Origin of the sequence: Collinsella sp. TF05-9AC, from assembly GCF_003438495.1 — a bacterium.
Classification (GTDB): domain Bacteria; phylum Actinomycetota; class Coriobacteriia; order Coriobacteriales; family Coriobacteriaceae; genus Collinsella.
The window spans coordinates 64,940-87,844 of record NZ_QSSH01000004.1 but is presented as its reverse complement, the minus strand read 5'-3'; the positions used below and the strand labels follow the sequence as shown (position 1 = coordinate 87,844).

Below are 22,905 nucleotides of genomic sequence, written 5' to 3'. Positions count from 1 at the left end.
GGGCTCCTTAATCGAGGATGTCGTCGAGAGCGCTCTTGATGCGATCAGTTACCGACTTCTTACCGGAAGCGACGTCATCGCCCATCTCGTCGGCAAAAGCGCGAAGCAGCTCGCGCTGCTTGTTGGAGAGATTGGTGGGGACGACCACGCGCAGCTGCACGATCAGTCGACCGCGTGAGCCGCCACCGCCGATGCGCGGCATGCCGAAATTGTTGACGCTAACGGTGTCGCCGTACTGCGTACCGGCGGGGACCGTCACCTTGACGACTTCGTCGGGCATAATGCCCTCGACCTCAATCTCGCAGCCGAGCGCAGCCTGCGCAATCGAGATATCACTCACCAGGTACAGGTCATCACCGTTGCGCTTAAAGCGCTCATGGTCGGCAACGCGCACGTTGACGATCAGGTCGCCCGAGGGCTCGCCGCGAAGGCCTGCCTCGCCAAAGCCGCTCACGCGCAGCTGGCGACCGGTCGAAACGCCGGCGGGAATATCGATGTCGATCTTTTCATGCGAAGGCGTGCGGCCCTGACCGTCGCAGGTCTCGCAGGGATGGTCGATAACCGTGCCCTCGCCGTGGCAGTCAGGGCAAGGCGAAGAGGACTGAACCTGGCCCAGGAACGAGCGCTGGACCGTCGTGACATAGCCCGTGCCGTGGCAGCGGCTGCACTGCTTTTCCTGTGCACCCTCGGCTCTACCGGAGCCGTTGCAATCCTCACAGGGGGCAAGGCGGTCATAGCTGATGGTCTTTTTGCAGCCGAGTGCCGCCTCCTCAAGGGTCACCGAAAGGGAGATGGCCATATCGCGGCCGCGACGACGCTCACGGCGATTTCGGGCGCCACCGCCGGCACCGCCGCCAAAGAACGACGAGAACAAGTCGTCCATGCCCATGCCACCAAAGATATCGTTGATATCGACGTAGCCGGAGCCACCGGGGCCGTCGGCAGTGCCGTAACGGTCGTAGTTAGCACGCTTCTGCTCATCGGAAAGAACGGAATATGCCTCGTTGAGCTCTTTGAACTTAGCCTCGGCCTCGGGGTCGTCCGAAACGTCCGGGTGTACGGTACGGGCCTTCTTTAGAAACGCGCGCTTAATCGTCCGCGCGTCGGCATCCTTGTCGACGCCAAGCACCTCGTAGTAATCCCTATTTTCCGACACGACCGAATCCTTCCGACTTTCATTATTGTCACAGTGCGTCCTATACCCAAGCTGGGCCGGCCGCAAACAGAGGGTTTGATGTTATTGCATTGCGTAGGGCGAAAGCATGGCACGTTGCGAGCAGCTCGCAAACCAAACCGACACGAGCGCAAACATAAATCCGTTGGCAAAACCGTTGGCAAACTGCATCGCGCCGCGCTTCCACCACAGCAGGCTGCGGTGCAGCACGCCGTCCGAGAGCACCATGAACAGGCCCATGGCAAACGGAATAAAGCACATCACGGCAAAGGCCGAGAACACGCCCGAGATGGCCGATAGCACCAAAAACGGCGCCACGATGCCCATCAGGTAAAAACCGGTACGGGCCTTGCCTTCCAGGCGCTCGGCCTCAACATGGGCCCGACCGACCAGATCACCGCCAGAGGCGCCGTTGGTGCCGGCGTGACCCATGCCGCCAATACGGACCTCGTCGCCATCGTGCGTGCCGGCGGGAAACTCAATCGTCTGCTCGGAGGTCACACGGGTTCGCCCGCTGCCGCCGCAATCGGGACAGGGGTCGGCGACGACCTTACCGGAGCCACCGCACTCAGGGCAGACAGACTGGAACGTGCCGGCACCAAACAGAAAGGACAGGTCGACATCGATGTGGCCGCGACCGCCGCAGCTCGGACAGGTATGTGCATGCTCGGACGAAACAGAGCCCGAACCGCCGCAGTGACCACAGGTATCGAAGCGCGTATAGCGGACGGTCTTGCGGGCACCGCCCTTGGCCTCCTTGGCGTCGAGCTTAATATCGACGACCACGTTGGCGCCGTTCTCGGGATTATAGGCAGCCTGCCCGCGACGCGGCTGACCCCAGGCGCCACCAAAGGGAAAGCCGCCCTCAAAGGGATTGCCGTAGCCCGCGCTGCCGGCGTAGCCGCCGGCATAGGGCGAAGCCGTAGGAGCGCCGGCAAAGGGATTGCCCGAGCGCATGGCGTCGTAGCGCGCACGCTTCTGCTCGTCCGAAAGCACGGCGTAGGCCTCGGAAACCTCTTTAAACTTTTTCTCGGCATCCGGTTCTTTGTTGACGTCCGGATGGAGCTTACGGGCCTTTTGCTGGAAGGCCTTCTGAATATCACGCGAGGTGGCGTCCTTGGAGACACCCAAAATCTCGTAGTAATCTTTTTCGTTCATCGTCGCCATGCGCGGCAACCTCCTGCTCACAGCAGCGTATATATTGCGGTAATTCTACCCGAGCGGCCTAGGCTAGACCCCAAAACAGCTCGAACAGCACATTTCCATCGAGCCAGCCCAAGTGGGTGGGCGCCAAGCGGGCGCGGGCGCGACCCGCGATAACGTCTTTCGAGGCGACGCGCCCCGAAAGCCCTTCAACATGATCGGGCACCCAGGTGGCAAGGCCTAACTCGAGCGCACGGTCACAGGCCGCCGCCAGCTCGTCTGCAGCGATCACGCTTGCCGAGCGCACCAACAGATCGGGCCCAATGCCACGCGTCATGCGGCAGGCGAGCATCAAATCCTCGGCCGCCGCCTCGCGCTGCGACAGATACTCGGCATCAAACGTCGTCGCGGTGTCGTCGCGTTGCACCAGACGCACGCGATACGCTTCGCCGCGAGCGGGTACGTCAGGAAACAGCCCGGCCAAGCGATCGAAGTCCCCGGCATCGAGCATACCGGCGGCAGAGCGGCCCAAACCCAGATAGCCCTGTCCGGTCCAATAGGCAATGTTGTGGGCGCACTCATGGCCGTCGAGCGCGTAGCTTGCCACCTCATACGGGTGATAGCCGGCCGCACTCAGGCGCTCACGCGCCGCATCCATGCATGCAGCCTGAAAATCCTCGTCGGGCTCGAGCGACTCGTCGCGACACGCCATGCGATAGAGCGGCGTGCCCTCCTCGAGCGTGAGCGGGTACACCGACACATGATGCGGCGCCGCCGCCAACACGCCATCGAGTGTGCGCTGCCAGCTTAGGTCGGTCTGCCCGGGAAGGCCGCACATCAGGTCGCACGACACGACAAGCCCAGCGTCCTTGACCGTCGTGATGGCAGCGAGCGCCCGATCGGCATCGTGAATGCGGCCGATGGCGGTAAGTTCGGCGTTATCGAGCGTTTGCACGCCCAGAGAGACGCGCGTGACACCCACCCCGGCAAGCGCAGTGGCAAGCTCTGCGGTCAGCGATTCGGGATTGGCCTCGCAGGTAAACTCAACAGGCTTGCACCACGCAGAGATACGCCGGGCAAATTCTACCAAACGCTCCCCCGCCAGCGACGGCGTGCCGCCGCCAACATAGACGGTGCGGATCTGTGCAAGCGCGCCTGCGTCGCCAAAAGCATCGAGGCGCGCATACAACTGCTCAAAATAGGTATCGAGCGCAACGCTCATGTTGCACGGAGCAAAACTGCGTGAGTCAAAGTCACAGTACCGGCATTTTTGGGCGCAAAACGGCACATGCACGTACAGCGCGGTAACGGCCACCGTTAGGCCCCCAACGGATGAGCGGGCACCGACTCGCCGGCGGCAAGTGCGGCCTCACAGGCCACCACATCGTGCTCGATATCATCGACCAGTGCCATGAACTCCTCATATGTGGAGCAACGCACCACCTGAGCGCGCCAGGCGGCAGCATGGGGCATGCCCTTTAGATACCAGCTTGCGTACGTGCGGGCACGCGACATGAGCGGCAACAGCTCGTGCGTGAGCGTCAGGTGCTCGCGCAGGGCATCCAGGCGCTCAACCGAGGAGCGAGAAGGAACCGGCGTGCCATCGAGTGCAAGGGCTCGGGCATCGCCGAACACCCATGGATTGCCGTAGATGCCGCGCGCGATAAACACCGCGCTGGCACCCGAGCTTTGCAGATGCTCAGCAGCGTCCTCTGCCGAGAACACATCGCCCGAACCGATAACGGGAATCTCGACGGCGTCGGCCACCTCATCGACGACCGACCAATCGGCCTGGCCCGTATAGAGCTGCGTGGCGCAGCGACCATGTACCGCCACCGCGGCGGCCCCTGCTCCCTCAAGCATCTGGGCAAACGTCGCGGCGTTGCGGTCTTCGGCGTAAAAGCCCTTACGGATTTTTACGGTCACGGGCACATGCGCCGCGCCCACCGCCGCCTCGACGATCTGCTCGGCCAGATCGGGAGTGCGCATAAGCGCCGAGCCCTCGCCCTTGGTGACGACCTTGCGAGCCGGGCAGGCCATGTTGATATCGATCAGCGACAGGCGATCGCCCACACGCTCCTCGACGGCAGCAACAGCGCTCGCAAACTGATCGGGCTTGGAGCCAAAGAGCTGCACGCAGATCTGCTGCTCCTCATCGGCCGGCAGTACCAGGCGCCACGTCTTATTGCTGGCATAGGCAAGGCCCGCCACGCTCACCATCTCGCTATAGGCAAGATGGGCACCGCGACGGCGGCACATGATGCGATAGGCGGGATCGGTCACGCCCGCCATGGGAGCCATAAGGAACGGCTGCTCGGCATAGGCTCCAAGCAACCGCTTGCTGTATTCAGAAAGTGCCATGGACCTACTCGTCCACCTTGAGAATCGCCATAAAGGCCTCCTGCGGAACCTCGACCGAGCCGATGGCCTTCATGCGCTTTTTGCCCTCTTTCTGCTTCTCGAGCAGCTTGCGCTTTCGCGAGATATCGCCGCCATAACACTTGGCCAGCACGTCCTTGCGGCGCGCTTTGACGGTAGAGCGGGCAATGATCTTGTTGCCGATGGCGCCCTGGATAGGCACCTCGAACAGCTGGCGCGGAATGATTTCCTTGAGCTTGTCGCACAGACCGCGGGCCAGGCCATAAGCCTTATCCTTGTGCACGATAAACGACAGCGCGTCCACCTCGTCGCCCGAAAGCAAGATGTCGAGCTTGACGAGCTCGGAGGGGCGATATTCGTTGAACTCGTAGTCGAGCGAGGCGTAACCCTTGGTGCGGCTCTTGAGCTGGTCAAAAAAGTCCAGAATGAGCTCGGCAAGCGGCATGTCGAAACGCATCTCGACCGATTTGCTCGTGAGATGGATCATGTCGGTTGTAATGCCGCGATGCTCGATAGCGAGCTGCATGACGGCACCCGTATACTCGGGCGGACAGATAATCTTGGCCTTGAGGTAGGGCTCCTCGATGCGCTCGATGCGCGTAGCCTCGGGCAGATCCTGCGGGCTGCGAACATCAATCATCTCGCCGTCGGTCTTGTAGACGTGATAGTCCACCGAAGGGCTCGTGGCAATCAGGTCCAGGTTGAACTCGCGCTCCAGGCGCTCCTTGACGACCTCCATATGCAGCAGGCCCAAGAAGCCAACGCGGAAACCAAAGCCGAGCGCCACCGAAGTCTCGGGCTCCCACACCAACGACGGGTCGTTGACATGCAGCTTATCGAGAGCGTCGCGCAGGTTCTCGTAATCCTTGTTGTCGATCGGGAACAGGCCCGTGTAGACCATGGGCTTGGCCTCACGGTAGCCGGGAAGCGGCTCGGGGCAGGGATTCGACGCCCACGTAAGGGTATCGCCCACGCGCACGGCCTCGGGGTCCTTCAGGCCCGTGACCACGTAGCCCACCTCGCCGACCGTCAGTGCGTCGACCGGTGTCTCGGCGGGACGCTTGACGCCCACGCCATCGACCAAAAAGTCACCCTTTGCCTGCATCATAAGGAGGGTATCGCCCTTTTTGATGGAGCCGTCAAACACGCGGACCGTGGCAACGACGCCGCGGTACTCATCAAAATACGAGTCCAGGATGAGCGCCTTGAGCGGCGCGTTTGCATCGCCCTTGGGCGGAGAGATCAAAAAGACGATGGACTCCAGCAGATCGTGGATGCCCTCGCCGGTCTTGCCCGATACGCATACGGCATCGTCGGCAGGGATCGCCAGGTCGTCCTCGATCTCGGTCTTGACCTCGTCGGGGTGTGCCGACGGCAGGTCGATCTTATTGATGGCGGGCACGATATCCAAGTTGGCGTTCATGGCGAGCGTCGCGTTGGAGACGGTCTGCGCCTCGACGCCCTGCGTGGCGTCGACGACAAGCACCGCACCCTCGCAGGCGGCAAGCGAACGCGAGACCTCATAGGTAAAGTCCACGTGGCCCGGCGTATCGATCAGGTTGAACTGATACGTCTCGCCATCGTCGGCGTCATAGGAGACGCGAACGGCATTGGACTTGATCGTGATGCCGCGCTCGCGCTCAATATCCATGGTATCGAGCAGCTGCGACTCCATGTCGCGCTCGTCGACGGTATGGGTGAGCTCGAGGATGCGGTCACTAATCGTGGACTTGCCATGGTCAATGTGCGCAACGATCGAGAAGTTGCGGATGTGGGAAATGTCAATTGAAGTATCCATGCGGACTATCTTACCCGAGCGGTACAAAAAATGGAGCCTGTTCCATAAAACAGGCTCCATTTATGCGCGTAATCTGTGTGGTGTGAAATTTACAACTTAGGCGTTGATGCTGTTCACGAGCTTGGCAAGACCGGACTTGCGGTTGGAAGCCTGGTTCTTGTGGATAACATGCTTGGCGGCAGCCATGTCGAGACGCTTGGTGACGGTCTTGAGGGCAGCCTGGGCCTTCTCGGCGTCGCCCTCGGCGACGGCGGACTGGACGTGCTTGGTCAGCGTCTTGAGCTCGGACTTGACAGCCTTGTTACGCATGCGAGCTGCCTCATTGGTGCGGATACGCTTCTTCTGAGACTTGATGTTTGCCACTTCTGGAGTTCCTTTCGAGTTCCTTGCAAAAAATGTATGACACCTCTGAGACACGGTGAGGTCATGCAAGCGCCTACTATAGCACGCTCCCCCTCAAAGGGATAGAACGAATTTGTCAAATAGGCAGGTATCATCACGATTTTCTCAAGATGTTCGTAATCCAGAGCAAAAGCGCGGTCTGGGAATCAGCCGAACCCTTCAATGCGAGCTCCACATCGACCGCGCCCTCGAGCGCGGCAACGAGCTCGGTCATCGAAAAACGACGCGCCCAGGTCAGGTGATTCTTGACCTGCCAAGACTGGAGCTTGAGCGTCGCGGCAAGCTCGCGGCCCTGTCCACGCGCATCGAGTGCCTTGGCGACGATAAGCTCGCGAATGCGTCCGCACAGCAGCGTGTAGGTCCACACATAGCTCTTGGTGGGTAACAGCCCAAAGAGCTCAAGCGAGCGGCGCATATCACGAGCCGAGACCGCGTTGAGAAAATCCCAGGGCTGGACTTCGGCCGTGCGCACGATCCAGCGTTCCACATCGGCAAGCTCAATTTGCGGCGCCTCGACCATCTGGGCAAGCTTGGCCAAGTCGTTATCGAGCATGCGAGTGTTCTCACCCGAGCGCGAAACGAGCTCCTCGGCGGCCGCCGTCGAGATGGACTTTCCGTGCTGCGTCGCCATCTGCTGCACGCGGCGCGGGAGCTCCCAGCGCTTGGTGCCCGAACAGTCGATCACGGCCTTCTTGTCAATCTTGGCGATTGCCTTGTACAGGCGCGTGTTCTTGGCAAGCGAATCGGCGATGATGAGGCAAACCGTCGTGGGGCTGGGACTCGCCAGATACTCGACAAGCGGCTCGGAGATCGCTTTGACGAGTTTTGAGCAGCCGTCAAGGATTACCAGGCGAAACTCGCTTCCCATGGGAAAGGTGTTAAGCGACCCGATAATCGACTCGATATCGGGGTCTTTGGTCATATCGCGCTCGTCGAGGTTGAACTCGACCATGCCCGTCTTTTCCAGACGAGCCTTCATACGCGAGACGGCGTGGTCGCGTTTGACTCCGTCGGTACCGACGATCAGATACGCCGGCAAAAGACCGGTTTCGGACATCGCGCTCCCCTCCCGCAGGCTCTCGTGCTCGTACCGTGTCATTCTATCCCACGGGTTGGTCCCACGCCAACGGCAGCATCAAGGTCGCTGACATCGCATGGCAAAACCGGTTGCAGTCGGCGAGACAGTGATATCTCCCTGTTCGATGGTGCATGCGAACGCGCCACCCGCATCGCGAACGGCATCGATGCAGGCATCGGATGGATGACCGTAGCGGTTGCCCTCGCCCGCACTCGCGATAGAGAGCTCGGGCTTAAGCGTTTCCAGTAGGTCAGTGTCGACGGAAACTTTTGAGCCGTGATGCCCCAGCTTGAGCACATCGATATCGCCCACCGCCTGCACAAACTCGCGCTCCTGATCGAGCTCGGCATCACCGGTGAGGAGCACGCGCAGGCTCTTGCCTTCCTGAGCATAGGAGAGCAGCAAGACAAGCGAGTCCTCATTGCCCTCGCCATCCACCGTGTCAAACGGCCACATCACACGAGCCCGAAATGCGCCGATATCGACCGTGTCTCCGCGGGCCACCTGCCGATACGTAACGCCGGGGCGATTCAGAACCTCAGCAGGCGCGCCTTCTAGCGCATCGGCCGCGACCGCAATGGTTCCAACCGAAAACTGATCGAGCACATCGGGAAGACCACCCCAATGGTCTTCGTCCCAATGCGTCACGAAGACGGCGTCGATATGGTGGACATTGTTGCGAACCAACGCCGACACCACGCGCTCATCGAGCCCACAGTCGACGAGCGCTACGGTGCCACCCTGACGAACCAGAATCGCATCGGCCTGGCCAACATCGAGGACCGTTACCGAAGGCGGTGCGCATCGATCCCAATAGACATACGGAACACCCGCTGCAAGCATCAAACACAACAGCCCCACTGCCATGGGCCGTGCACAGGGGCGTGGCCACCAGACCAAGAGGACGGCCAGCGCAAACGGCACCACGTATACCAAGGGTGTACCGGGCGGCACGCTTACGGATGCGCCCGGAACGGCAGCAAAGAGCTGCTCAAAGAACAGGGCGCAGCGAGCGACAATCATGGGCACCACGAGCGCCCCGTGACGCAACAGCGGCACAAGCGAGCAGGGCACCAGCACAATCGATATAGCGAGCAGCACGCTTATCACCGGACCGATCACGGCATTTGCGAGCGGGGCAATGAGCGAAAACGTCTCAAATGCGGGAATCGTAACGGGAAGTGTCGCCAGCTGCGAGCACAGCGTGACAGACAAAATACTGGCGACGCCCGATGGCACACCCAGCTCGCCCAAGGCGTAGGTGGCGTAGGGGCAAAAACAAAGGATGGCAAAAACACTGGCGCACGAAAGCTGAAAACCCATTTCGAACAATACCGTCGGCCGCAGCAACACAAAAATTGCCATGGTCAAAAATAGAGCCGAGAGGCCATGCCGACGACGTCCGGCGCCGTTGGCGACAAGCGTCACCGCCACCATACAGCACGCGCGCACGGCCGAGGGCGAGGCGCCCGTAAAGACGGAATAGGCAGCAAGGGCCAGAACCAGCAACCCCCGCTGCAGCCCACGAGAGAGATGCGTCTTTTGCAGGGCGCTCTCAATCACAAACCCCACAATGGCAAGATGACTGCCCGAAACGGCGATAAGATGTGCGGTGCCCGTTACCGAAAACCAATCGCCCGCCGGCTGGGCACGCAGCTCGGACGAGCGTCCACAGACAACGCCGGCAATGAGCGAGCACGCCGAATCGGTCGCGGGCGCGATAACGGCAAGGAGCTCGTTTCGTAGCCGAAGCAACGGCCCTGGAGAGCCCTCGTCGACCGATACCAACCGGACGACTTTAACCTTTCGAAGCTCGCCCCGAAGCACGCGTGAGCGCCCATAAGCATCATTCTCAAACCGCGAAATTCGACCGATAGCACGTATATGCGAACCGGCGTCGAGTTCATGATCACACGACAGCCGTACCTGACCCAAGCGCTTTTCGCCCGCATACGCATCGCAGGTATAGGAGTACGAACCGTCATTGATGGACGGATCGCCCTGCACATAAAATTCGAGACTGCTCGCAGCCCGATTATCCAATGCCCTCGAAGCGCGCAGCGCCCCTATCGCCCAACCAGCGGACACGACCGCCCCCGCCACGAGGCCGAGAGCCGCGGCATACAGCCATCGCTTCCATCGCACAAGACGCATGCAGGACCGAGCCAATACGATGCACGCCGCAGCCGCAACGGGAATGGCCATAAGCAATATAACGGGCGCTGCCCGCTCTCCCAGCAGCACATCGGCTGCCACGTTAAGCACCAAGCCACAGCTCGCACACAAACCGGCACAAAGGACCATCGTCCACGGCATCAAGGGCCGCGGTGGCATCACATGCTCGCGCTCGGTCGCACTCATACGCAGATGCAATCTTTGATTTTGGCGAGCTTCTTCTCACCGATCCCCGATACGCGCATAAGGTCATCAACCGAGGCAAAGGCCCCGTTTTGCGTCCGTTCGTCGATAATTGACTGGGCCATAGAAGGCCCGATGCCCGAAAGCGTCTGCAGCTCCGCCGCACTTGCCGTATTGATGTTCACGAGCCCCGACGAAGACCCCGCACCAGGAGTCGTGGCAGCACCGCTTTCGGCCCCGCCGACCGCCACAGCCGCTTGTTGCTCCCCCACCGTCGGCACATAGATCTTTTGACCATCTGTGATCTTGGACGCACGATTAAGCCCTGTCACATCCGCCTCGGCCGTAAGCCCTCCGGCAGCATCGATTGCCTGGGATACCCGCGCTCCGCCTTTGAGCCGGTACACGCCAGGCCTCACAACGGCGCCATCCACATCGACGTACACCTCGGCAGCAGAAGAACTCTTGGCAGACGACTCATCGGCATCATCAGGTGACACATCCCCGTCCCCTCGCACATCCGAGGCGCCTGCCTCGTCACTACGCTCAAACGACACGTTGCTGGAATGGCCACCAAAATTTGCCATCGCCAGGCCACTCGCAGCGGCAATGGCAACCAGAATCGCCACGACCACCGCCTTATGGCCGAGCAGCTTTTCTGCCCAGCGGTCCATCCGTTTAACCCGTTCGTGTTGCTCGCGCTGCGCCATAGCAAACACCTCCCAACACCATCGTGTCAGGAAACGAGCGCCGCAGACTCCGCACGCCCACACCAGTTTCCACGGTCAAACCAAAAGCTGACCAAAACCTTGCTGAAAAGTGTCCATTTATTCAGGCAGACGTCGACAGATGAACCGTTTGTCGCCTAATGCCCAGATAGAAAAAGACCGACGATGCAAAATCACCGCCGGTCTATACACAATATTATTCGTGATCTTGGTAAATCTCACGTGGAGCGAGCTCGGAATGTTTGCGTTTTAAGGTCTTAGGGGCCTTATACGTGTTGCTCTCGAAGTCGATATACTCGGTCTGTTTGAGCAAACGCTCAATCATCTCCTCGTGATCGAACAGCTCCCACGCCTCATGCACGGCATCGAGTTTAGCGTGCGTCTCGGGACGGCGCGGCATAAACAGCGTGCAGCAATCGGGAGCAGCCTCGGTCGAGATATCAAACGTGCCGATCTCCTGGGCACGCGCGATGATCTCCTGCTTATCAGAACCAATGAGCGGACGGAACACGGGAATCTTCACGGCCTCGTTGACGGCCATGATGTTCTCAAGCGTCTGGGAGGCAACCTGACCAAGCGACTCGCCCGTCACAATGGCCTTGGCGCCCTCGATATGCGCGATGCGCTCGGCAACCGAATACATAATGCGGCGATACATGATCACACGCAGGTTGCTGGGGCAGGTGACCGAAATCTCACGCTGGCAGTCGCCAAACGGCACCACATACAGGCGGCCGATCTGGACACCCGGCTCAAGCGCACGGATGATGTCCTGCACCAAATACTCGCTCGTATCGGGTGTCTGCGGACGACCGGAGAAATGTACCGGCACGCACACCGCGCCGCGACGCGCGAGCATCCAGGTCGCCACCGGGGAATCGATACCCGACGACAGCAGCGTCACGACCTTGCCCGCAGACCCCACCGGAAGGCCACCCACACCGCGCTCAGAGCGCGCATACACATAGACGCTACCCTGGACCACCAGCACGTGCACCATCGCGTCGGGGTCGTGCATCTGGACCTTTTTATCGGGAAACGCCTCGCACAGCACCTCGCCTACCTGCCGATTGATATCAATCGAGGTGAGCTCATAGTCGGTGTTCGAACGCTTGGCGTGAACCTTAAACGACTCGAAGGGACCAAACTCGCGCAGCGCCTTCACGGCGGCGGCGCAGTACTCCTGCGGGTCGCGGTTCGTGTGATATGCCAGGGACACGCGGGCAACGCCGGGGACGGTGCGAATGACGCGCGCCGCCTCGTCGGCCTGATGCTCGTTAAAGGTCACGAGGATATAACCGGAAATTCGAGACACGGCATTCACGGAAAAGGCGGCCAAGGCCGCCTTGATGTTATCCATGAGGATATGCTCAAAATGTGCGCGGTTCTTGCCCTTCAGTCCAACCTCGTGATAGTGGACCAGGCAGACGCGGGCTGCCATTTAGGCTTCAGCAACCTTGTGGCCGAGCGCCTTCTCGTAACGGGCCTCGTCGTAGGAGATATCGCCGTCGACAATCTCGTCCATAGCCATCGAGATGGTATCGGCGCCGGAGAGCGCAATGGTGATGTCGTCGACATCCTGGACGGCGAGCACACGGTTGTGCTGGCCACGCAGCATGCTGTTAATGTCGCAGGCGCGCTTAGAGGCAAGCGAGGCGAGCAGGAAGCGGTTGTGATCGGTCTTCTCCAGAAGATCGTCAATGCAAGGCTTTACAACGGACACGGACCTCAGATCCTTTCATGCATATCGAGAACGCGAACGAGCTCATCGGTCGCGCGGTCGAGATCGTCATTCACCACGACGTCGTCGTAGCGGTCGGCAAGGGCAAGTTCATCGGCGGCGTTTGCCATACGCAGCTCAATCGTCTCGGGCGTCTCGGTACCGCGACCGACCAGGCGATCGCGAAGCACCTCGAGCGAAGGCGGCTTGATAAAGATCAACACGGCCTCGGGGAAACGCTCCTTGACCTGCAGGGCGCCCTGGACATCAATCTCCAAGATCAGAGACGAGCCAGAGGCGAGCTTGGATGTGACCTCGCTCACCAACGTGCCGTAGCAGTTGCCGTGGACCTCAGCCCACTCAACAAACTCACCGTTTGCCACGCGGCGGTCGAACTCCTCGTGCGTCAGGAAAAAGTAGTTGACGCCGTCGACCTCACCTTTGCGTGGTGCTCGCGTGGTAGCCGAAACCGTCAGGCCCAGGTTCGAGCGACGCTCGCGCACACGAGTGACGAGCGTGCCCTTGCCTGCACCTGACGGTCCAGAAATCACAAAGAGCTTTGAATCCTGAGCGCTCACTTATTTGGTCAGCTGCTCGAGAAGCTGCTCGCGCTGACGGACACCGAGGCCCTGGACGCGACGGGTAGCGGAGATGCCGAGCTCCTCCATGATCTTGGCGGCCTTGGCCTTGCCATAACCGGGCAGAGACTCGATGAGGGTGGAAACCTTCATGCGGGAAGCGATGGGGTCATCGGAGTTGAGCACGGACTCGAGGGACTTCTCGCCCTTCTTGATCTGCTCGCGAAGCTCAGCGCGAGCGTGACGTGCGGCGGCAGCCTTCTCAAGAGCCTGCTTGCGCTGCTCGTCGGTAAGCTGAGGGAGTGCCATTCGAACCTCCAAATAGTTGGGTTATATCTGATTCAATAATTGGCATTTTAGCACGTCAAACGCACTAAATGCCCAATCGACGGCACCATAGGTTAGACGATACCTGCGAAAAGTGCAATATACGGAGGTCAAAGTTAGGCCCCTGACCTGCGATTCCACACAAAGGATGGGAAAGTTTTCGCAGGCACAGGGGCTAATTTGTGCTAATGAGACCCAAAAGTGGTGACTTGAGGGAAACTTTTAGGCGACGTTTTCGACCAGCTCGGCAACGATAGCGTCAAAGGCGGCAACCGGGTCGTCGGCACCGGTGATGGGTCGGCCCACCACGATGTGGCTCGCACCGCGCTCGATAGCCTGGGAGGGCGTCGCCACGCGGGATTGATCGCCCAGGGCGGCGCCAACCGGACGCACGCCCGGAGTCACGATCAGCGCGTCGGGGCCCAGCAGCTCGCGCATGTCGTGGGCCTCCATCGGCGAGCACACGATGCCGTCGATGCCGTTGGCCTGGGCAAGCTTTGCCAGACGGGCGGCTTCCTCGGCCACAGGCGACTCAACGCCGATCTCGGCCAGCGAATCCTGGTTCATGCTCGTAAGTACGGTGATAGCAACGAGCTTGGCGCGGTCCTCGCGCGCCTCCTCGGCACCCTCACGGCAGGCAGCGAGCATAGCGCCTGAGCCCAGACCGTGGACCGAAAGCAGGTCGGCGCCGGCAAGCGAGGCAGAACGGGCGGCACCGCGCACCTGATGCGGAATGTCATGAAACTTGAGGTCGAGGAAGACCTTAAAGCCCAAGTCCTTGAACGTCTTGACGATCTCGGGGCCCTCGGCGTAATAGAGCGTCATGCCAACCTTAAGCCAAGCGGCATGACCAGAAAGCTCGTGGGCGAGCTCGAGCGCACGCTCACGGTCGCAGTCGAGGGCGACGATAACGCGGTCGCGGGCATCGTTTTCTAGCATTCGAAAGCACCTACCAGCTCGTTGATGTCCTTCACGCCCTGGGACTCCGCCCAGGCCTCGAGCTCACGAGCGATCTTAATCGAAGCGCACGGATCGACGAAGTTAGCCATGCCGACCGACACGCAGGTGGCGCCGGCCAGGATAAACTCGGCCGCATCTTCGCCCGTCATGACGCCACCGACACCGTTGATGGGGATATCGACGGCCTGAGCGACCTCCCAGACCATGCGCACGGCGATGTGGTGGCACAGCGGGCCCGAAAGGCCGCCCTTGGGCTTGGCCACGCGGGACTTGCGGGTGTGAACGTCGATGGCCATGCCCTGGATAGAGTTGATGACCGAAAGGCCGTCGGCGCCGGCGGCCTCGAGAGCCTTCGCAATCTCGGCGACGTTAACCGGAGCCATCTTTACGAACAGCGGCTTATCGGTCACCTTACGGCAGGCAGCCATAACGGCAGAGGCGCCCTCGGGCGAGGAGCCCATGGCGGCACCGCCGGCGGCGATATTGGGGCAGCTCACGTTGATCTCGTAGCCGGCAGCCCAGGGGCACAGCTCGACATACATCTCGAGCGCGCGGACAAACTCCTCGACGGAGTGACCGGCGACCTGGCAGATGACCTGGCAACCGTCCTTGGAGAGCTGCTCGAGCCACGGACCGGATTCACGGGCAAAGGCAGCCACGCCGGGGTTCTGAAGGCCCACGGAGTTGATCATGCCGCCCGGGATCTCAGCCATGCGGGGCGCGGGGTTGCCGGGCCAGGGCTCGGCAGCACAACCCTTGGTGGTGATGGCGCCCAGCTGGGAGACATCGAAGAAGTTCTGGAACTGCCAACCGTAGCCAAAGGTACCGGCTGCGGTGTTGATGGGGTTTTGCATCTTGACGCCGCCGAAATCGACGGCCATGTTCACAGTACCCACTAGAAGACCACCACCTTGGAAGCATCGAACACGGGGCCGCACATGCAGGCGCCCTTCATACCGTCGACCGTCTCGACATTGCAGGTGTTGCAGGCGCCAAAGCCACAGCTCATCATGCGCTCGAGCGACACCTCGCAGTACGCACCGGCCTCGGCAGCAGCGGCGGCGACCTTCTTCATCATGACGGCGGGACCGCAGCTGGCGACGTAGTCGTAGCCGCCCTCGCCGAGCAGCTCGGCGGCAGGATCGGTGCAAAAACCGTGCGTGCCGAGCGAGCCGTCGTCGGTGCAAACGTCGACCGTATCGCACAGAGCGCGGAACTCATCGATACCCACAGCCTTGGACGCGGTGCCAAAGCCCAGGCACACGTCGACGGCCACACCCTGCTCGGCAAGCTTACCGGCAAGGCACAGCACGGGCGGAACACCGATGCCGCCCGCAACGAGCAGCGCTTTCCTAGTGCCCTCGGGCACAAGCCAGCCGCGTCCGCCGGGGCCCAGCAGATTAGAGGTGGAACCGGGGGCCATCTGCGACAGACGACGGGTGTCGTCGCCCACGACGGCGTACCACAGCTCGACGGTGCCGGCCTGGGCGTCGGCGCGATAGAAGCTCAGGGGCACGCGAAGCAGCGAGGACGCATCACCGGGCACGGCAATGTTCACAAACTGACCGGGCTTGAGCGCACTTGCAAGCTTGGGGGCCGAGATGACGAGCGAGAAGATGCCGTCGGCAATCTCCCGGTTCGAGACGACCTCAAAGTCGTGCATGCGTGCAGTGGAAGGTGTGGGCATAGACGCTCCAATCCCCCATGCGGTTGCATGGTCAAAACGAACAGAAAGCGCGGCACCGCAAGGGCACCGCGCACAAAAGCGATAAGGCTATGCTAGCAGATGCAGCCGTCGGCGAGCGTCTGCTTACCGCCGACAAACACATCGGTGGCACGACCAGTGAGCGTGCGGCCGGCAAAACCGGAGTTCTCGGCACGCGACTCGTATCCATCCTCGCCGACCGTCCAGGTGGCGGACGCGTCGAACACGGTCAGGTCGGCAACGGAGCCCGCCTTGACCTGAACCTGGTCGAGGCCCAGGATCTCACGCGGCTTGATGGCCATGAGCTCGACCATGCGGCCCATACTCATCTTGCCCGTGTTGACCAGCTCGGTGAGTACGAGCGACAGCGAGGTCTCGAGGCCGATCATGCCAAAGGGCGCAAGCTCGAACTCGCGCGCCTTCTCCCACGGGGTGTGGGGAGCGTGATCGGTGACGATAGCGTCGACGGTGCCGTCGATGACGCCCTGACGGATGGCCTCGGCGTCCTCGTCGGTGCGCAGCGGCGGGTTGACCTTGAGCGAGGTGTTGTAGGTCTCGTCCAGGTCGTTCTCGGTCAGGAACATGTGGTGCGGAGTGGCCTCGCAGGTAACCTGAACACCAGCGGCCTTACCGGCACGCACGATCTCCAGGCCATGGGCGGTGGAGATGTGCTGAATGTGCAGCTTGGCGCCGGTCAGCTTGGCGATCTCGATGTCGCGAGCGATCTGGAGCTCCTCGCCGGCAGCCGGCCAGCCCTCGAGAGCCAGACGGGTCGAGACCTTGCCCTCGTTGATCTGGCCGTGGCCGACCAGGTCCTCGTCCTGGCAGTGGCTCATAAAGACCTTGCCGAACATCTTGCCGTAGTCCATGCAGCGACGGAGCATGCCCGCGCCCTGCACGCCGCGACCGTCGTCGGTGAAGGCGACGGCGCCGTGGGCGACCATATCACCCATCTCGGACATGGCCTCGCCCTTAAGACCGCGGGTCATGGCGCCCGACGGATAGACGCGGCAGTGACCGACCTCGGCAGCACGGGACTTGACGAACTCCACGACGGTGCCGTTATCGGTGACGGGATCGGTGTTGGGCATGGCGCACACGCCGGTAAAGCCGCCCTTGGCAGCAGCGCGGGTGCCGCTCTCGATGTCCTCTTTGACCTCGTAGCCGGGCTCACGAAGGTGAACGTGCATATCCACCAGGCCGGGGACGAGATACTTGCCGGAAAGGTCGCGGACCTCGGCTCCCTCGACGGCGAGATTCTCGCCGACCTCGGCGATCTTATCGCCGTCAATCAGGACGTCAACGACACCGTCAAGCTCGACGGACGGGTCGACGACGTGGGCATTCTTAAGAAGCAAGGCCATTATCGGCACCTCCAAGCAGCAGATACAGGATAGCCATACGCACGCAGATACCGGCGTAGACCTGCTCCAGGATGACGGAGCGTTGCGGGTGGTCGGCCATATAGGAGTCGAACTCGACGCCGCGGTTGATGGGGCCCGGGTGGCAGATGATCGCATCGGGCTTCATGAGCTTCTCGCGGTCCTTGGTCAGACCGAAGAGCTTGTGGTACTCACGAATGGTCGGGAACGGGGCACCCTCGAGGCGCTCCTGCTGCACGCGCAGCATGTAGACGACGTCCAGCTCGGGCAGGACGGAATCAAGGTCGCTCGTCACGTGGTCGCAGCCCAGGACCTCGGGCGCCGGCGGCAGCAGCGTGCCGGGGGCGACGGCGTAGGTCTCGCAGCCCATGATCTTAAGGGCGGGGATCAGCGAACCGCAAACACGGGAGTGCGCGATATCGCCGACGACGGCGACCTTCAGACCGTGGAAGTCGCCCTTGTGCTCCCAGATGGTGTACAGGTCGAGCAGGGCCTGCGTGGGATGGTTGTGCTTGCCGTCGCCGGCGCAGATGACGCTCGCGGGCGAGTTCTGCGTGACGATGTAGGGAGCACCGGCGTGCTTATCTCGCACGACGATGCAGTCGATCTTATAGGCGTTGAGGGTCTCGACGGTGTCGACGAGGCTCTCGCCCTTGACCGTGGAGGTCGAGGAGCCGCCAAAGTTGAGGCTGTCGGCCGAAAGACGCTTCTCGGCGAGCTCAAAGGAGCTGCGGGTGCGCGTCGAGGGCTCGTTGAACATGTTGACGATGGTCTTGCCCTTGAGCGTGGGGACCTTCTTGATCGCACGCTCGTTGACCTCGGAGAACGCCTTGGCGGTCTCGAGGATGAGCTTGATGTCCTCTTCGGAGTACTCGGTAATGTCGATCAGGTGCTTATGGTTGAACGCCACGGTACTACTCACCTCCCAGCGGCGCGGAGCCCACGTGGGAACCCGGCGCGACGTCGTTAATCTCGACAGCGGTGTGGCCGTCGACTTCCTTCATATATAGGTGCACGTTCTCCTCATGCGACGAGGGAACGTTCTTGCCGACAAAGTCCGGCGAGATGGGGAGCTCGCGGTGGCCGCGGTCAACGAGGACTGCCAGCTCGATGCGGCTCGGACGGCCCAGGTCCATGACGGCGTCGAGAGCGGCGCGAATGGTACGGCCCGTATACAGGATGTCGTCCACCAGCACGACGCGCTTGCCGTCGACGCTAAAGGGAATGTTGGTGGCGTGGATCGCGGGAGCGAAATTGGTAGCGTAGTCATCGCGGTAGAAGCTGATGTCGAGGCTGCCGAGCGGAACGTCGACGCCCTCGATCTCCTTGATCTCCTCGGCGAGCTTCTTTGCCAGAAGGTCGCCGCGCGTGACGATGCCGACCAGAGCGAGGTCTTCACAGCCCTCGTTGCGCTCGAGAATCTCGTGCGCGATGCGGGTCATCGCTCGATTGACGGCGGTCTCGTCCATGATGACCGCCTTGGGGGAAGTCGTGCCCATCGATCTCCTTCCTCACATGTCTTGACTGCTGACACAGTCAAAAAAATAGATGCCCGACCGCTCAAAGCGGACCAGACACCCACAGGAAGGGCTGCTCTTTGGCAGCTATGTAATTCCATGTGGGTATCTCGTACCCCTTTAATGGTCAAGGGATAGTGTAGCCAACCTCGAGCTTAATTGCGAGCATAAATACAGGGCAATCCGTAAACGGAGCCCAATGCTCAATAAACCTATATATATTTGTGGGACGAGCTTGAAAACGTACGCACGAGCTGGCATAATCCCCTCTGCTGCACGCAAATCGGATCTACGTCCAGGGCCGTGGCGTGAGCACTATCGCCAAAAGAGAAATATCTCTGTGTAGATTACGCACAGGGAACTGCTTCTGTGCTATAGTTCAGGCTTGTTTGTTAACGCGACATGTTCGTTTGTCGCCCAAGGAGGGTCAGTTATGTCCAAAGTTTGCGAAGTTTGCGGTAAGCACCCCGTTGCCGGTCGCTCCATCAGCCACTCTCACCGCGTCACCAACCGTAAGTTCCGCCCCAACATCCAGCGCGTCTACGTGGTCGTCGATGGTCACCGTCGCAAGATGAACGTTTGCTCCACCTGCCTCAAGTCCGGCAAGGTTGCGCGCTCCTAAATAAGGTCTTACCAACAAGTACCTCGGACTCTCCGGGTCAAAGACCTCGCGTTCACATAGAACTTACCAAAGGCGTCCTCCCCAACGGAGGGCGCCTTTTTGCACTCATTTGGGACAGACTTACATGAGTGAAAGCGCTCATATAAGTCGATCCCCAATGAACGAGGCGATGCACTGGTAATTAGTTTGCTTAAAACGTTTCATTTTATTGAAGCGTTTTAGTGTGCCTTTTAGAGGAATCTGACCGTTCGCCGAATAATTTCTTGCTATCATGCAAGGCGTAGGGTAAATCTCCGATCGCAAGGAGACACAAATGGTGAAAAAGTCACCGGAAAACACTACTCCCGCAATTGTGGACAACGTAGAGGCGCTTGAGGCTAAGCTCGCTCAGATGCGAGAGGCCCAGGCGCTTTTTGCTACGTACACGCAGGAGCAGGTCGACAAGATCTTCTATGAGGCCGCCATGGCCGCCAACAAGGCTCGTATCCCGTTGGCGAAGATGGCCATCGAGGAGACCGGCCGCGGCGTTCTTGAGGATAAGGTCATCAAGAACCACTACGCCGCAGAGTACATCTACAACGCTTACAAGAACACCAAGACCTGTGGTGTCCTGGAGCGCGACGAGGCTTACGGCATCACCAAGATCGCCGAGCCCATCGGCATCGTGGGCGCCGTCATCCCGACGACCAACCCCACCTCCACCGCGATCTTCAAGACGCTGATCAGCCTGAAGACCCGCAACGGCATCATCATCTCCCCGCACCCGGCAGCCGCCAAGTGCACCATCGCCGCCGCCAAGCTCGTGCTTGACGCCGCCGTCAAGGCCGGCGCCCCCGAGGGCATCATCGGCTGGGTCGATGTCCCCTCCATCGAGCTGACCAACATGGTCATGCGCGACGTCGACATCATCCTCGCCACCGGTGGCCCGGGCATGGTCAAGGCCGCTTACTCCTCGGGCAAGCCCGCCCTGGGCGTTGGCGCCGGTAACACCCCGGTCATCATCGACGACACCGCCGATGTGCTGCTCGCCGTCAACTCCATCATCCACTCCAAGACCTTCGACAACGGCATGATCTGCGCTTCCGAGCAGTCCGTGACCGTCATCGACACCATCTATGACCAGGTTAAGGCCGAGTTCCAGAAGCGCGGCTGCTACTTCGTCAAGCAGGGTGCCGAGATGGAGGCCCTGCGTGCCGCCATGTTCAAGAACGGCTCCCTCGATCACCGCATCCCCGGCATGGCTGCCGCCAAGATCGCCGAGCTCGCCGGCATCGAGGTTCCCGCCAAGACCAAGATCCTGATCGCCGAGGTCACCTCCACCGACCCCGCCAAGGAGGAGTTCTCCCACGAGAAGCTCTCCCCGGTCCTGGCCATGTACCACGCCAAGGACTTCCAGGAGGCCGTCGACAAGGCCGAGCACCTGGTGCTCGCCGGTGGCCCGGGCCACACCGCCTCTCTGTATGTGCACCCCGCTCAGGCCGAGAAGATCAGCCTGTTCGAGCACGTCATGAAGGCCTGCCGTATCGTCATCAACACCCCGTCCTCGCACGGCGGCATCGGTGACCTGTACAACTTTGGCATGAAGCCGTCTCTGACCCTGGGCTGCGGCTCCTGGGGCGGCAACTCCGTCTCCGAGAACGTTGGGGTGAAGCACTTGATCAACGTTAAGACTGTGGCCGAGCGCCGTGAGAACATGCTGTGGTTCCGCGCTCCCGAGAAGGTCTACTTCAAGAAGGGTTCCACGCCCGTCGCCCTCGACGAGCTGGGCAACGTCATGGGCAAGAAGCGCGCCTTCATCGTCACCGACCAGTTCCTCTTCAAGAATGGCAACACCCGCGCCATCGAGGCCAAGCTCGACGAGATGGGCATCGCCCACGACTGCTTCTATGACGTCGAGCCCGATCCGTCGCTGCAGTGCGCACGTCGCGGTGCCAAGCAGATGGCTCTCTTTGAGCCGGACGTCATCATCGCCGTCGGCGGTGGCTCCGCTATGGACGCCGGCAAGATCATGTGGATGATGTACGAGCACCCCGAGTGCAAGTTTGAGGACATGGCCATGGACTTCATGGACATCCGCAAGCGTATCTTCACCTTCCCCGAGATGGGCAAGAAGGCCTACTTCGTCGCCGTCCCGACCTCCTCGGGTACCGGCTCCGAGTGCACGCCGTTCGCCATCATCACCGACAAGGAGACCGGCATCAAGTGGCCGCTCGCCGACTACGCGCTGCTCCCCAACATGGCTATCGTCGACGCCGACAACTGCATGACCGCCCCGCGCGGCCTGACCGCTGCCTCCGGCATCGACGTCATGACCCACGCCATCGAGTCCTACGTCTCCATCATGGCTTCCGACTACACCAAGGGCCTCTCCGAGCGCGCTGCCAAGCTCGTCTTTGAGAACCTGCCCTCCAGCTTCACGAACGGCGCCAAGGACCCGCACGCCCGCGAGGAGATGCACAACGCCTCCTGCATGGCCGGTATGGCCTTCGCCAACGCCTTCCTGGGCCTCAACCACTCCATGGCTCACAAGCTCGGCGCTTTCCATCACCTGCCCCACGGCATCGCTAACGCCGTCATCCTGACCCGCGTCATGCGCTACAACGCCGCCGAGGCTCCCGTCAAGATGGGTACCTTCTCCCAGTATCCTTACCCCAACGCGCTGCACAACTACGCCGAGATGGCCAAGTACTGCGGCATCGAGGGCAAGGACGACAAGGAGGTCTTCGAGAACTTCATCACGAAGCTCGAGGAGCTCAAGGACTTCATCGGTGTCAAGAAGACCATCGCCGACTACGGTGTTGACGAGCAGTACTTCCTCGACACCCTCGACGAGATGACCGAGCAGGCATTCAACGACCAGTGCACCGGCGCTAACCCGCGCTACCCGCTCATGAGCGAGATCAAGGAGCTCTACCTGGACGCCTACTACGGCCGCGAGCCCCAGGACTACGCCGTCTGCTAGTTTTTAGCACGGTTTTTTGCGGCGGGGGTGCACGGGTGTTTCACACACCCCCGCCGTCGCTTCTATCGCATC

General features: G+C 61.0%; 21 protein-coding genes. 2 read left to right on the top strand and 19 right to left on the bottom strand.

Going from position 1 to position 22,905, the window contains the following annotated elements; genetic code table 11:
- Positions 1-7: 7 nt before the first annotated feature.
- From dnaJ to pyrR, 19 genes are all read right to left on the bottom strand, one after another.
- The gene (dnaJ, locus tag DXC52_RS02340) at positions 8-1,156 is read right to left on the bottom strand and encodes a molecular chaperone DnaJ (RefSeq protein ID WP_117745976.1); all 1,149 of its coding nucleotides are present in this window, start codon (positions 1,154-1,156) and stop codon (positions 8-10) included.
- Positions 1,157-1,237: 81 nt separating this feature from the next.
- Positions 1,238-2,341, bottom strand: a complete 1,104-nt coding sequence (locus DXC52_RS02335; protein ID WP_199409416.1) for a DnaJ domain-containing protein — start codon at positions 2,339-2,341, stop codon at positions 1,238-1,240.
- A gap of 58 nt (positions 2,342-2,399) precedes the next feature.
- Positions 2,400-3,632, bottom strand: a complete 1,233-nt coding sequence (gene hemW, locus DXC52_RS02330; RefSeq protein WP_117745975.1) for a radical SAM family heme chaperone HemW — start codon at positions 3,630-3,632, stop codon at positions 2,400-2,402.
- A 2-nt stretch (positions 3,633-3,634) separates the two neighbouring features.
- A complete protein-coding gene (gene dusB / locus DXC52_RS02325; protein WP_117745974.1) occupies positions 3,635-4,678 on the bottom strand; it encodes a tRNA dihydrouridine synthase DusB in 1,044 nt (347 codons plus the stop codon).
- Positions 4,679-4,682: 4 nt separating this feature from the next.
- Positions 4,683-6,494: a translation elongation factor 4 gene (gene lepA, locus DXC52_RS02320; protein ID WP_117745973.1), complete on the bottom strand. Its 1,812-nt coding sequence runs from the start codon at positions 6,492-6,494 to the stop codon at positions 4,683-4,685.
- 96 nt (positions 6,495-6,590) lie between these two features.
- Positions 6,591-6,857 carry a 30S ribosomal protein S20 gene (gene rpsT / locus DXC52_RS02315; RefSeq protein WP_022094714.1) on the bottom strand — a complete coding sequence of 89 codons (267 nt, stop codon included), beginning with the start codon at positions 6,855-6,857 and terminating at the stop codon, positions 6,591-6,593.
- 133 nt (positions 6,858-6,990) lie between these two features.
- On the bottom strand, positions 6,991-7,953 hold the full coding sequence (gene holA / locus DXC52_RS02310; RefSeq protein ID WP_117745972.1) for a DNA polymerase III subunit delta: 963 nt from the start codon (positions 7,951-7,953) through the stop codon (positions 6,991-6,993).
- 78 nt (positions 7,954-8,031) lie between these two features.
- Positions 8,032-10,335, bottom strand: a complete 2,304-nt coding sequence (locus tag DXC52_RS02305; protein WP_117745971.1) for a DNA internalization-related competence protein ComEC/Rec2 — start codon at positions 10,333-10,335, stop codon at positions 8,032-8,034.
- The gene (locus DXC52_RS10200) at positions 10,332-11,042 is read right to left on the bottom strand and encodes a ComEA family DNA-binding protein (RefSeq protein ID WP_117745970.1); all 711 of its coding nucleotides are present in this window, start codon (positions 11,040-11,042) and stop codon (positions 10,332-10,334) included. The genes DXC52_RS02305 and DXC52_RS10200 overlap by 4 nt, the downstream gene beginning before the upstream one ends.
- 214 nt (positions 11,043-11,256) lie before the next feature.
- Positions 11,257-12,501, bottom strand: a complete 1,245-nt coding sequence (thiI, locus tag DXC52_RS02295; RefSeq protein ID WP_117745969.1) for a tRNA uracil 4-sulfurtransferase ThiI — start codon at positions 12,499-12,501, stop codon at positions 11,257-11,259.
- A complete protein-coding gene (locus tag DXC52_RS02290; RefSeq protein ID WP_055250050.1) occupies positions 12,502-12,783 on the bottom strand; it encodes a DNA-directed RNA polymerase subunit omega in 282 nt (93 codons plus the stop codon). It lies immediately after the preceding gene.
- 5 nt (positions 12,784-12,788) lie between these two features.
- The gene (gene gmk / locus DXC52_RS02285) at positions 12,789-13,358 is read right to left on the bottom strand and encodes a guanylate kinase (RefSeq protein WP_117745968.1); all 570 of its coding nucleotides are present in this window, start codon (positions 13,356-13,358) and stop codon (positions 12,789-12,791) included.
- Entirely contained in the window at positions 13,359-13,667 is a 309-nt protein-coding gene (gene mihF, locus DXC52_RS02280) for an integration host factor, actinobacterial type (RefSeq protein ID WP_006236130.1), read from the bottom strand.
- 240 nt (positions 13,668-13,907) lie between these two features.
- A complete protein-coding gene (gene pyrF, locus DXC52_RS02275) occupies positions 13,908-14,624 on the bottom strand; it encodes an orotidine-5'-phosphate decarboxylase (RefSeq protein ID WP_117745967.1) in 717 nt (238 codons plus the stop codon).
- The gene (locus tag DXC52_RS02270) at positions 14,618-15,526 is read right to left on the bottom strand and encodes a dihydroorotate dehydrogenase (protein WP_199409418.1); all 909 of its coding nucleotides are present in this window, start codon (positions 15,524-15,526) and stop codon (positions 14,618-14,620) included. Before DXC52_RS02270 ends, pyrF begins: the two co-directional genes overlap by 7 nt.
- A 14-nt stretch (positions 15,527-15,540) precedes the next feature.
- Complete coding sequence (locus tag DXC52_RS02265) at positions 15,541-16,308, bottom strand: dihydroorotate dehydrogenase electron transfer subunit (protein WP_117745987.1); 768 nt, start codon at positions 16,306-16,308, stop codon at positions 15,541-15,543.
- Between the two features lie 116 nt (positions 16,309-16,424).
- Positions 16,425-17,714 carry a dihydroorotase gene (locus tag DXC52_RS02260; RefSeq protein WP_117745965.1) on the bottom strand — a complete coding sequence of 430 codons (1,290 nt, stop codon included), beginning with the start codon at positions 17,712-17,714 and terminating at the stop codon, positions 16,425-16,427.
- Positions 17,698-18,642, bottom strand: a complete 945-nt coding sequence (locus tag DXC52_RS02255; protein WP_035138537.1) for an aspartate carbamoyltransferase catalytic subunit — start codon at positions 18,640-18,642, stop codon at positions 17,698-17,700. Before DXC52_RS02255 ends, DXC52_RS02260 begins: the two co-directional genes overlap by 17 nt.
- A gap of 4 nt (positions 18,643-18,646) precedes the next feature.
- Positions 18,647-19,231, bottom strand: a complete 585-nt coding sequence (pyrR, locus tag DXC52_RS02250; RefSeq protein ID WP_006236123.1) for a bifunctional pyr operon transcriptional regulator/uracil phosphoribosyltransferase PyrR — start codon at positions 19,229-19,231, stop codon at positions 18,647-18,649.
- Between the two features lie 451 nt (positions 19,232-19,682).
- Between pyrR and rpmB the strand changes: the two genes are divergently transcribed.
- Both rpmB and adhE read left to right on the top strand, forming a co-directional pair.
- On the top strand, positions 19,683-19,871 hold the full coding sequence (rpmB, locus tag DXC52_RS02245) for a 50S ribosomal protein L28 (RefSeq protein ID WP_022094725.1): 189 nt from the start codon (positions 19,683-19,685) through the stop codon (positions 19,869-19,871).
- Positions 19,872-20,184: 313 nt separating this feature from the next.
- A complete protein-coding gene (adhE, locus tag DXC52_RS02240) occupies positions 20,185-22,833 on the top strand; it encodes a bifunctional acetaldehyde-CoA/alcohol dehydrogenase (protein WP_117745964.1) in 2,649 nt (882 codons plus the stop codon).
- The last annotated feature ends 72 nt before the right edge of the window (positions 22,834-22,905 follow it).

What these genes read in the sequence shown, in the direction of transcription:
- DXC52_RS02335 (WP_199409416.1), bottom strand. Translation starts at nt 2,341, where the DNA reads ATGGCGACGATGAACGAAAAAGATTACTACGAGATTTTGGGTGTCTCC.
- dusB (WP_117745974.1), bottom strand. Translation starts at nt 4,678, where the DNA reads ATGGCACTTTCTGAATACAGCAAGCGGTTGCTTGGAGCCTATGCCGAG.
- lepA (WP_117745973.1), bottom strand. Translation starts at nt 6,494, where the DNA reads ATGGATACTTCAATTGACATTTCCCACATCCGCAACTTCTCGATCGTT.
- holA (WP_117745972.1), bottom strand. Translation starts at nt 7,953, where the DNA reads ATGTCCGAAACCGGTCTTTTGCCGGCGTATCTGATCGTCGGTACCGAC.
- DXC52_RS02305 (WP_117745971.1), bottom strand. Translation starts at nt 10,335, where the DNA reads ATGAGTGCGACCGAGCGCGAGCATGTGATGCCACCGCGGCCCTTGATG.
- DXC52_RS10200 (WP_117745970.1), bottom strand. Translation starts at nt 11,042, where the DNA reads ATGGCGCAGCGCGAGCAACACGAACGGGTTAAACGGATGGACCGCTGG.
- thiI (WP_117745969.1), bottom strand. Translation starts at nt 12,501, where the DNA reads ATGGCAGCCCGCGTCTGCCTGGTCCACTATCACGAGGTTGGACTGAAG.
- mihF (WP_006236130.1), bottom strand. Translation starts at nt 13,667, where the DNA reads ATGGCACTCCCTCAGCTTACCGACGAGCAGCGCAAGCAGGCTCTTGAG.
- pyrF (WP_117745967.1), bottom strand. Translation starts at nt 14,624, where the DNA reads ATGCTAGAAAACGATGCCCGCGACCGCGTTATCGTCGCCCTCGACTGC.
- DXC52_RS02270 (WP_199409418.1), bottom strand. Translation starts at nt 15,526, where the DNA reads ATGGCCGTCGATTTCGGCGGCGTCAAGATGCAAAACCCCATCAACACC.
- DXC52_RS02265 (WP_117745987.1), bottom strand. Translation starts at nt 16,308, where the DNA reads ATGCACGACTTTGAGGTCGTCTCGAACCGGGAGATTGCCGACGGCATC.
- DXC52_RS02260 (WP_117745965.1), bottom strand. Translation starts at nt 17,714, where the DNA reads ATGGCCTTGCTTCTTAAGAATGCCCACGTCGTCGACCCGTCCGTCGAG.
- pyrR (WP_006236123.1), bottom strand. Translation starts at nt 19,231, where the DNA reads ATGGGCACGACTTCCCCCAAGGCGGTCATCATGGACGAGACCGCCGTC.
- rpmB (WP_022094725.1), top strand. Translation starts at nt 19,683, where the DNA reads ATGTCCAAAGTTTGCGAAGTTTGCGGTAAGCACCCCGTTGCCGGTCGC.
- adhE (WP_117745964.1), top strand. Translation starts at nt 20,185, where the DNA reads ATGGTGAAAAAGTCACCGGAAAACACTACTCCCGCAATTGTGGACAAC.